6 protein-coding genes are annotated in these 10,057 nt (G+C 69.6%); 2 read left to right on the plus strand and 4 right to left on the minus strand.

All coding sequences use genetic code 11. The annotated features are described in order from the left end of the window. Positions 1-15 precede the first annotated feature (15 nt). The gene (locus ACWD02_RS19710) at positions 16-1,971 is read right to left on the minus strand and encodes a 2-oxoacid:acceptor oxidoreductase subunit alpha (protein ID WP_451212121.1); all 1,956 of its coding nucleotides are present in this window, start codon (positions 1,969-1,971) and stop codon (positions 16-18) included. A gap of 130 nt (positions 1,972-2,101) precedes the next feature. Here ACWD02_RS19710 and ACWD02_RS19715 point away from each other — a divergent pair, with 130 nt between their 5' ends. Both ACWD02_RS19715 and ACWD02_RS19720 read left to right on the plus strand, forming a co-directional pair. Continuing rightward, a complete protein-coding gene (locus ACWD02_RS19715; protein ID WP_451212124.1) occupies positions 2,102-2,665 on the plus strand; it encodes a TetR/AcrR family transcriptional regulator in 564 nt (187 codons plus the stop codon). 312 nt (positions 2,666-2,977) lie between these two features. Beyond that, positions 2,978-4,726 carry an MFS transporter gene (locus ACWD02_RS19720; RefSeq protein WP_451212127.1) on the plus strand — a complete coding sequence of 583 codons (1,749 nt, stop codon included), beginning with the start codon at positions 2,978-2,980 and terminating at the stop codon, positions 4,724-4,726. 978 nt (positions 4,727-5,704) lie between these two features. On the opposite strand, the gene ACWD02_RS19725 is transcribed toward ACWD02_RS19720, so the two are convergent. The 3 genes from ACWD02_RS19725 to ACWD02_RS19735 all read right to left on the minus strand — a co-directional run bounded on the left by ACWD02_RS19725 (position 5,705) and on the right by ACWD02_RS19735 (position 10,041). Next, positions 5,705-6,394: a TetR/AcrR family transcriptional regulator gene (locus tag ACWD02_RS19725; RefSeq protein WP_451212130.1), complete on the minus strand. Its 690-nt coding sequence runs from the start codon at positions 6,392-6,394 to the stop codon at positions 5,705-5,707. 188 nt (positions 6,395-6,582) lie between these two features. Beyond that, positions 6,583-8,349 carry an NAD(P)/FAD-dependent oxidoreductase gene (locus tag ACWD02_RS19730; RefSeq protein ID WP_451212133.1) on the minus strand — a complete coding sequence of 589 codons (1,767 nt, stop codon included), beginning with the start codon at positions 8,347-8,349 and terminating at the stop codon, positions 6,583-6,585. 27 nt (positions 8,350-8,376) lie between these two features. Next, positions 8,377-10,041, minus strand: coding sequence for an NAD(P)/FAD-dependent oxidoreductase (locus ACWD02_RS19735; RefSeq protein WP_451212135.1), 1,665 nt, complete (start codon positions 10,039-10,041; stop codon positions 8,377-8,379). Positions 10,042-10,057: the final 16 nt, after the last annotated feature.

Here is a 10,057-nt window from a genome sequence, read left to right on the forward strand (position 1 = left end):
ATGAGGGTGAGGGCCTCAGTGGGCATGGCGGGCGGCCTCCTTGAGGGCGGTGGCGAGCTGCTCGGCCTTGAACGGCATCCCGTTGACCTGCGTGTGGGAGACGACATCGACCAGATAGGTTCCGCGGATCAGCAGGGCGAGCTGGCCCAGATTCATCTCCGGGACGACGACCTTGTCGTAACGCTCGAGGACCTGGCCCAGGTTGTGCGGGAAGGGGTTGAGGTGGCGCAGGTGGGCCTGGGCCACGGCAGTTCCCGCGCGGCGCAGGCGCCGGACGGCGGCGGTTATGGGCCCGTAGGTCGAACCCCAGCCAAGGACAAGGAGTCGCGCCTCGCCTCCGGGGTCGTCGATTTCGAGGTCGGGCACCTGGATGCCGTCGATCTTGGCCTGGCGGGTGCGGACCATGAAGTCGTGGTTGGCGGGGTCGTAGGAGATGTTGCCGGTACCGTCCTGCTTCTCGATGCCGCCGATGCGGTGTTCGAGGCCGGGGGTGCCCGGGATCGCCCAAGGGCGGGCCAAGGTCCGCGGGTCGCGCTTGTAGGGCCAGAAGACCTCGGTGCCGTCCTCCAGGACGTGGTTGGGTCCCTGCGGGAACTGCACCAGCATCTCGGGCAGTTCATCGGCCTGTGGGATGCGCCAGGGTTCCGACCCGTTGGCCAGATAGCCGTCGCTCAGCAAGAACACCGGCGTGCGGTAGGTGACCGCGATCCGCGCCGCCTCGATGGCCGCGTCGAAGCAGTCCGCCGGCGTCTTGGGCGCCACGATCGGCACCGGCGCCTCGCCGTTGCGCCCGAACATGGCCTGCAGCAGGTCCGCCTGCTCGGTCTTGGTGGGCAGACCGGTCGAAGGGCCACCGCGCTGGATGTCCACGATCAGCAGCGGCAGTTCGAGCGATACCGCGAGGCCGATCGTCTCCGACTTCAAGGCCACACCGGGGCCGGAGTTGGAGGTGACGGCCAGTGAGCCGCCGAACGCGGCGCCCAAGGCGGCCCCGATCGCGGCGATCTCGTCCTCGGCCTGGAAGGTGCGCACACCGAAGTTCTTGTGTTTCGACAGCTCATGCAGGATGTCGGAGGCCGGAGTGATCGGATACGAGCCGAGGAACAGGGGCAGCCCCGTCTGGCGTCCCGCCGCGATCAGACCGTACGAGAGCGCGAGATTGCCGGAGATGTTGCGGTAGGTGCCGGCCGGGAAGGCTTCGGCCGCCGGGGCGACCTCGTACGAGACGGCGAAGTCCTCCGTCGTCTCGCCGAAGTTCCAACCCGCCCTGAATGCGGCGATGTTCGCCTCGGCGATGGCCGGCTTCTTGGCGAACTTCGTCCGCAGGAACTTCTCCGTCCCCTCGGTCGGCCGGTGATACATCCACGAAAGCAGACCCAGGGCGAACATGTTCTTGCACCGGTCCGCGTCCTTGCGGGACAGGTCGTGATCCTTGAGCGCCTCGACCGTCAGTGTCGTCAGCGGCACCGGGTGTACTCGGTACGCGTCAAGCTCGTTGCCGTCGAGGGGACTTGAGGGGTAGCCGACCTTCTGGAGCGCGCGCGGCGTGAACTCGTCCGTGTTCACGATGATCTCGGCACCCCTGGGCACGTCACCGAGGTTGGCCTTCAGCGCGGCGGGGTTCATCGCGACCAGGACGTTCGGCGCGTCGCCCGGCGTGAGGATGTCGTGGTCGGCGAAGTGGAGCTGGAAGCTGGACACTCCGAGCAGCGTGCCTGCGGGGGCGCGGATCTCGGCGGGAAAGTTCGGCAGCGTGGACAGGTCGTTGCCGAAGGATGCCGTCTCCGAGGTGAACAGATCCCCGGTGAGCTGCATGCCGTCGCCGGAGTCACCCGAGAATCGGATGATGACTCGATCGAGCCGCTCTGTCTGCTTCGTCACCGGCACAAGTCCTCTCTTGCTGGGGGTGGTTGGGCGGTCCAGCGGCTGTCCGACCGCCGCCAGGGCCGAGCCTAGAAGCGCCGTCACCATATTTCAATAGGCGTTGAATTCATCCGGGACGGCGGTGCCGAGCGGCTGGACCGCTGAACTCACTCTATGTAGACTTCATCGTCAGTTGAATTGATGTCGTGCGGGCTCGTGATCGAGAGGAGCTGCCGCCATGGGGGACGACAAGGGTGTGCCGAGTACGCGCGAGGCCATCATGCGGTCCGCCGCGGACCTCTTCGCCGAGCAAGGTTTTCGCAGGGCCTCGTTGCGCTCCATAGCCGCGAACGCGGGCTGCGATCCCGCCCTGATCGGGCACTACTTCTCCTCCAAGGAAGACCTGTTCACCGCCGTGGTCGCGGAGACGGTCCGGCCGGCCGAGGTGCTCCGCGAGGCCGTCGGGCGACGTGATCCGGACGCCGCGGAGTGGCTGCTCCGCAACGCCGTGGCCGACTGGGACGACCAGGTGCAGCGCACGCGCATTCTCGGCGTCCTGCGGTCCGCGCTCGACTTGGACGTCGCCGGGTCGCGGCTGCGGCAGTCGCTCGTGCCCGAAGGGGTCGCCGAGGACGAGGACGGCGAGATCAGGCTGGCTCTGATCAGCAGTCTGTTCGTGGGTGTGGTGATGGCACGTCATCTGGAGCTGCTTCCGGCCGAGTTGGCCAAGGGCGGCAGCTCCGACGAGCTGGTGCGCACGCTCATGCCGGTCGTCGCCGGCTACCTCTCGGCCGGACGCTGAGCCGGCCCGGCGTTCGCAAGGGTCAGCCGCAGCCGTAAGGCGGCCCGACCTTCAAGCCTTTGCGTTCATTAACGCTAAGGCTCGCTTTTGCATGCCCTGGGTAGGGGTGATCCGGTGCTCGCGACTGCGGTCCAACAACCCGACACTAGTGCGCCATTGCCCCTCAAACCTGTTGGCATACCCCGCAGTTGACCGGAGCCCGGATGTCCGGAAGCGAGTCATCAGGGTTGCGTGAGGAAATTCAATGCTCGTAGACTTCATTGGACAGTGAATAATCCAGCAGGCCGCAGTCAGTGGGCCCGAGGAGGGAACATGGAAGCAATGAGTACCGATGTGAAGGCGGGGAAGCCGCCGGGTACTTCGTCCGGATCAGGGCCCGCCGGACACTCCGCACGCTGGGTGGTCCTCGCGGTCACGCTCTCCGCGATCTTCATGCAGATGCTGGACACCACGATCACGATGGTCGCCCTGCCGTCGCTGCAGAGCGACCTGGGCGCCACCTTCGCCGAGATCCAACTGGTCGTCGCCGTCTACTCGTTGGCCTTCGCCTGTGCGTTGGTGACCGGTGGCAGGCTCGGCGACATCTACGGCCGCCGGAAGGTCTTCCTCATCGGCATGCTGGGCTTCACCGCCGCCTCCGTGCTGTGCGGCGCCGCCCCCACGTCGACGTTCCTGATCGGCTCCCGGGTGCTGCAGGGCCTGTTCTCGGGCCTGATGTTCCCCCAGGTCCTCTCGATCATCCAGGTCACCTTCTCGACGCGTGAGCGGCCCAAGGCCCTTGCCATGTACGGCGCTTCGATCGGTCTCGGCACCGTCCTCGGGCCGGTGCTCGGCGGCTGGCTGATCGACATGGACATCCTCGGCAGCGACTGGCGTGCGATCTTCTACGTCAACCTGCCGGTAGGCCTGGTGGCGCTCGCACTCGGCATGGCGAAGATCCCCGAGTCCAAGGCGGACGGCGCACAGCGTCTCGACGTCGTGGGCGCGACGATCCTCTCCGCCGGACTCTTCAGCCTGATCCTGCCGCTGGTGATCGGCCGCGAGCACGACTGGCCGACCTGGAGCCTGGCACTGCTCGGTCTCAGCCCGTTGATCCTGATCGGATTCGCGCTCTACGAGGCCAGGCTGTCCAACCGCCCCGACAAGTCACCGCTCATTCCGATGCGGCTCTTCAAGGAGCGGTCGTTCTCCGTCGGGCTGCTGATCAGCATCGTGTTCTTCGCGGGCATCCCGTCCTTCTTCATGACGTTCTTCATGAGCCTGCAGGTCGGGTTCGGCTACACGCCGATCTCGGCGGGTCTGGTGAGCCTCGGCTTCGCCGTCCTCATCGCGGCCGGCTCGGCGCGCTCCACGGCCGTGGTCAAGAAGCTCGGCACCAAGACGCTCGCCCTCGGCACCGGTCTCCTGCTCGTCGGCATGACCGGGGTGATCGCGACCGTCCACTGGGCCGGATCGGACCTGCACGGCTACCAGCTGATCCCCTCGCTGATGGTGGCAGGCATGGGCGGTGGCTTCTTCCTCGCCCCGTGCACCGGCATCATCCTGGCCGGCATCCGCTCCCGAGAGGCGGGCTCGGCGTCCGGCATGCTCGCCACCGTGCAGCAGGTCGGCATCGCGATCGGCATCGCGGTCGCCGGCATCCTCTTCTACGGATTCCTGGGCACGAACGCCGATGACTCCAGCCGCTCCGCCGTGTCTGAACTGCGCAAGGACCTCACGTCCGCGGGCGTCGTCGACGACCAGCAGGACAAGGCGGTCGCGGGATTCCAGACCTGCTTCCACGACCGCATGAACCAGAAGGACCTCACCGAGACGCCCGAGAGCTGCGCGGCCATCGAGAAGGAGATGGCGAACAACCCGGCCCCGCAGGAGGTCAAGGACAAGGTGCAGACGGCGGTCCTGGAGAAGGCCGTGCCCGAGGCTCGCAAGACCAACTTCAGCGAGAGCTTCGAACAGGTCGTCTACTGGCAGATCGGCTGCTTCGGCCTCTCCTGCCTGCTCGTCCTCGCCTTGCCGAAGATCCGCCCGGAGGACGTCACCGACGTGCCGGGAGGCGCGTGACACCGCCCTGAGGAACCGGATCCGGGTCCGGGGGCCGGGGTTGGACCCCGTGCCCCCGGACCGCCGGGTCCCCGTCTGCGAAAGGAAGCCGCGGTGGACACCGTCGTGCCGGTTCTCTCACTCGGCGTCGTCTCCGCCCTCGCCTACGCCGCCGCTGCCGTCGTGCAGCGGCGGGTGGCGGTGCGGCGGCCCGGTGGGCTCTTCCGTACGGGAGCCTGGTGGGCCTCCGTCCTGTTCAACCTGTCCGGCGCGGCGCTCCACGTGGGGGCGCTGCGCCACGGACCGCTCATCACCGTCCAGACCCTCGGCGTCCTGACCCTCGTAGCGGCGCCGCTCCTGTCCGCCGCCGTCGCCCGCACGAAAATGACCTCGGCCCAGTGGCGCGGTACGGCGTTGACGGTGACGGGAGTCGCCGGGCTGCTCGCCCTCACCGGGTCGTCCACCGCGAGCCGGACGCTGCGGACACCGGAAGTGCTCGGCGTCATCGCGGCCACCGCCGTGGCCCTCGGCCTGGCGACAGCGGCCGCGGCCGTGGCCAGACACCCGGTCGGCAGGGGGCTCTGGTACGCGACGGCCGCCGGGATCGCCTTCGCCACCGCCTCGGCCCTGGCGCAGACCGCCGTACTGAAACTCTCCGGCGACGACACCGCCGCGCTGCCGCTCTGGGTGACGGTGGTCGTCGTGGCGGTCACCGCCGGTCTGGGCACAGCCGGCCTGATGCTCAGTCAACTGGCTTTCAGGGACGCGCTCGACGCTCCGCTGGCCACCGTCACGCTGGTCAACCCGGTCTTCGCCTCCCTCATCGGGACCGTCGTCCTGGGGGAGCGCGGGGTGTCAGGTCCCGCCGGGCTCCTGGCCGTGCTCGCCGCCGCGCTCGTGGCGGGCCGTGGCGTCCTCGTCCTCGCGCGGTCCGAGGCGGTCGTCCAGGCGCGGGAGGCGGCCGTCCGCACACCGGAGGCCGCGCTGACGCCGACGGATCTAGCCCTGCGCCAGCTTGTCGAAGTGCACGTCGAGCGCGGGCACGAACCACGTGAGCAGCTCCTCGAAGTCGATCGAGGCCAGCGGCTCCACCTTGAGGATGTAGCGCAGCATCGCGAGACCCGCGAGCTGCGCGGACACCAGTGAGGTGAACACCTCGGTGCGCTCCGTCACTTCGGGCACCATCCGCAGCACGAAGTTCCCCATGCTGGACTCGATGCGGTCCCGGAACGTCCTCGACGTCGACTCGTCCGCCAGGCCCGTCCGGTAGATGGCGACCATCGCGGGCCGCGTCGACTCGTCCTCCCAGAACGACAGGAACGTACGGGCGACCCACTCGGCGCGGTCCTCGGGAGCGGGCTGCGAGCCGTCGTCCGTCAGGGCGTCGAAGAGCGACGACACGCTCAGGCGGGAGTTGACCGCGGCGTGGAAGACGCCTTCCTTCGTGCTGAAGAAGTGGTGGACCAGGGCCGGATCGACGCCGGCCTCGCCCGCGATCGCACGGATCGTGGTGCCCGAGTAGCCCTTGGCCGCGAAGAGATCGAGGGCCGCGGTGAGAATCTGCTCCTTCGTGCTGTTCTCCCCGGGGCGGCGGCCGCTGCGGGCCGAGAGGGGGCGTCCTCCGCGCGTGGTGCTCCGCCGGCGCGAGGCGGCCTGCTGCGCGTAAGGAATCCCGTTTCCGGCGTTCATAGGGGACCCTCCGTCATGCGTCCACGGCTCGCGGCGCTCATCGTTACCACCCATTCACGCACGGCTTGCTTGTCGTCGAAAGCATCCCGGCCCCCCGCCGGAGTGTCCAGAACGCGTCCACGTCCGGGCCGAGTCGTTGGCCAGAACGCACCAACGGGCCGCCCCGCGAGGGGACGGCCCGCCGACTGCTATTCGGTGACGCTGGGCTGGATCGTCGCCCCCTTGGTGAGCACCCTGCGTACCAGGTGCGGGGCCTTGCGCTTGGCCCACAGCAGGACCTTGACCCGCTTGAGCGGAGTGAAGTTGTAGTAGCGGTCGGACGGGTCCCCGAAACCGAACAGCGGCGGGATGAATGACGCACTCCGCATCTGGCCGAAAATCCGCTCGGCCGCGGAGCCCGCGCTGACGCGCTCGTCGGCGACCTGCCGCAGCAGCCGGTACGTGTCGTCGAACAGGACCCCGAAGCCCGGATAGGCGGGGAACCACATGCCGTTGCCCCGATAGCTCTCCAGCTCCGCCCACTGGTCGGCGGCTCCGGGCCTGGCGAGCGCGTCGTTGCGGGCCCGCTTGAGGGAGAGCGCGGCGAACATCGAGTGCAGCAGCCAGACGCGGCAGAAGGCGTTCCACAGCCGGAAGTCCGTGGTGGCGGTGAGCGCCGTCTGGAGCAGGCGGTCGCTGTGCTCGGTCAGCGAGGCCTGGAAGGCCTCGAGGCCCCGGAAGCGCTCGACGGACCAGTCCCCGGCCTCGGCGGCGGCGAGTATGCGCACCGCCGCCTCGTGGACCAGCTCGGCGGTGAGCGTCACATCGCGTGACAGCGTGAAGTCGCAGCGGACCGCCGAGCGGTCCAGGACGACGAACCCGTCGCCCGCGGTGGTCGACGCGCCGTACTGCCACTGCTCGCCGCCGGACCACGGGCGCACGGTCGTGGCCCGCGCGAACTGCCACTCCAGGTCGGGGAAACGGCGTATCAGATCCTTGAAGTCGGCCTCCGGGGACGCCGACCGCTGCGGCCACCGCTTGGCGTCCAGACTCACCGACACGCTCGTCATGGCCTGCTCACCGCCCCGCTCGTCGCCGAAGGGGATCAGCTGCAGCCAGCCGCCGGGGAAGACCACCTGCGTGGTGCCCCCGGTCCAGGGCGTCCCGCCGTCGCCGGGGTCCACCCGCCGCTCCAGCGGCCGTACGCCGCGCAGCTGCGCCGTCAGGACCCGCGAGGAGTGGCGCAGCGGACGCAGGGCGGTGCCCAGGCGGCGCAGCATCGGGGCGTCGGGGCCCGACATGTCGACCACGAACCCGGCCCGCACGGAGCGTCCGTCGGTGAGCTCGACGGTGAAGTCGCCGGGGCCGCCGCGCACGTCGGCCAGGGGCGCCCGGCTCGGCGGGACCTTGCTGCCGTACGACACGGCGAGCTGGTGCACCCAGGCGTCGACGTCGGGCCGGTACAGATGGGATTCGCCGTGCTCGCTCGGCACGTTGAACTGGAGCTTCTGGCGCGGGCGCACCGGCTCGCCGGGGCGCGCGTAGACGAAGCCGATGCTCTTCTTGACCCCGGACGTCCGGCGTATCTCCGGCGGCAGCTCCCCGAAGTGGCCGAGCGCTGAGAGCTCGGGGACGTCGAAGCGGCGGGCGAGCAGCTCGAAGACCTCCGCCGTGTACGGCACCGTGCTCTCGCCGGCGGGCGCGCTCGCGTCGTGCGGCGCGTCCACCAGGACGACGTCCACGCCCGCGCGGGCCAGGACGGCGGCCAGCATGCCGCCGCCCAGGTGCGCGCCGAGCACGGCCACCGTGTGCACCGGGCCCGGCTCGGGCGCGGAGTCGTCGAACGGCTCGTCGGGGAGCGCCGACTCCGACGGCCCCACCGCGTCGGCGCCCTCGCACCACGCGGGGTCCGACGGCAGCCCCGCGTCCGCCGGGAGCTTCGCCCCGGCGCGCGTTTCCTCGTGTCGGTCAGACATGTTCCCGTCCTCCTGGGTCGGCCGTCGTCAGCTCTTGTGGAACCGGGAGCGCAGGAATCCGCCGAGCGCACTGGCCAGGATGGGGCCGGTGTCGGCTGCGGCCGGGCCGCGTTTGGCCCACAGCATGGTGCGGATCATGCGCGCCGGGTTGGGGTTGTAGAAGCGGTTCGCGGGGTCGTGCAGGCCGAAGGGGGGCGGGGCGTAGCTGTCGTCCTGGAGCAGGTCGAAGAGTTCGCCGGTGGCGTGGTCGGGGGTCATCAGGCCCGCCTCGACGTCCCGGCAGGCCGACCAGGCGGCGTCGGTGATCTTGTTGAAGCCGACGCTCGCCGGGAACAGCGCCCCGGGGTGCGGCTGCGCCTCCAGCTCGCGCCAGACCATCGGGTCCCGGCCGCGCTGGAAGCGCACGAGCGCGTCCTGGGCGTTGAGGGTGCCGAGCACCGTGCCCAGGGCCCACATGCGAAACGTGGCGTTCCACATGCCGTAGTCACGGAAGGACGTGAAGGAGGACGCCACCACATCGTCGTGGGCGCGGACCAGGCCCTGCTGGAGCGTCTCGATGTGGCTGAACCGCTCGGCGGAGAAGTCGTCGTCCTTCGCGGCCTCGATGAGCCGCCAGGCGAGGGAGTTGACGATGTCCGTCGTGTTGGTCAGGCCGCGCGAGTAGAGGGCGTCCACGAAGCCCGCCGCGTGCGAGGTCAGGCAGAACCGGTCGCCGACGACCTGGTGCGAGGAGTACTGGAGCCGGCCGGTGGACACCCAGGGGCGGGCCGCCTTGGCGTGCCTGAACTGCGGGGCGATGTCGGGGAAACGGTCGAGGAACCGGGCGAACTCCACGTCGGGCGCCAGGTCGGTCTTGGGGTGGCGGCGCGGGTCCAGGGTCAGGCCGACGCTGCAGAGGCGGTTCGTGGCGCCGCGGTGGTTGTCGAAGGGGATGACCCAGACCCAGCCGCCGTCGAAGACGTGATGCAGGGTGCCCTGGTGCCAGGGGCTCGGGTTGTCGTGCTTGCGGCCCGCGGGGCTGGTGTCGAAGGGGGTCACGCCCACCATGTGCGTGAAGAGCGTCCGGGAGTGCGTGCGCTGCTGGGGCACTTCGTCCCGCAGCCCGAACTTCTTCGCGAGGGGCGAGTTGTGGCCGCCCGCGTCCACCACGTACCTGGCGCGGATGTCCGGCCCGTCCGACACGGCGAGGGTGGCGCCGGAGCCGTCGATGTCGACGTCCGTCACCCGCGTGTTCAGCCGCGGCACCGCGCCGTAGCGCACCGCCACGTTGAACATGTAGGCGTCGACGTCCTGGCGGAACATGTGCGACTCGGTGGAGAGCGCCACCGGGATCACGAACTGGTTGATCTCCCGCGGGTCCTGGGGCTCGCCCTCACGGTGGTAGACGAAGCCGAAGTTCTTCTTCTGGCCGGAGTTCGACGACACCTTCGAGCGCATCGTGGAGAAGTGGCTCAGGTGCGCGATCTCCGGCACCTGGTAGCGCGCGGCCAGGATGCGCAGCATCACCGAGGTGTACGGGATGGTCGACTCGCCGACGGCGAAGCGCGGGTGGGCCCCGGCGTCCACCAGGACGGTTTTGACCCCGTTGCGGGCGAGAATGGCGGCCAGGATCGACCCGGCGATACCGGCGCCCAGGATGGCGACGTCGTGGTCGGCCTTGCCGGGCGAGTCGGACACGGGCAGCGGTTGCATGATGCTCGTCCCTTCA

The organism is Streptomyces sp. NPDC002853 (assembly GCF_053591915.1).

What these genes read in the sequence shown, in the direction of transcription:
- ACWD02_RS19735 (WP_451212135.1), bottom strand. Translation starts at nt 10,041, where the DNA reads ATGCAACCGCTGCCCGTGTCCGACTCGCCCGGCAAGGCCGACCACGAC.
- ACWD02_RS19730 (WP_451212133.1), bottom strand. Translation starts at nt 8,349, where the DNA reads ATGTCTGACCGACACGAGGAAACGCGCGCCGGGGCGAAGCTCCCGGCG.
- ACWD02_RS19725 (WP_451212130.1), bottom strand. Translation starts at nt 6,394, where the DNA reads ATGAACGCCGGAAACGGGATTCCTTACGCGCAGCAGGCCGCCTCGCGC.
- ACWD02_RS19720 (WP_451212127.1), top strand. Translation starts at nt 2,978, where the DNA reads ATGGAAGCAATGAGTACCGATGTGAAGGCGGGGAAGCCGCCGGGTACT.
- ACWD02_RS19710 (WP_451212121.1), bottom strand. Translation starts at nt 1,971, where the DNA reads ATGGTGACGGCGCTTCTAGGCTCGGCCCTGGCGGCGGTCGGACAGCCG.
- ACWD02_RS19715 (WP_451212124.1), top strand. Translation starts at nt 2,102, where the DNA reads ATGGGGGACGACAAGGGTGTGCCGAGTACGCGCGAGGCCATCATGCGG.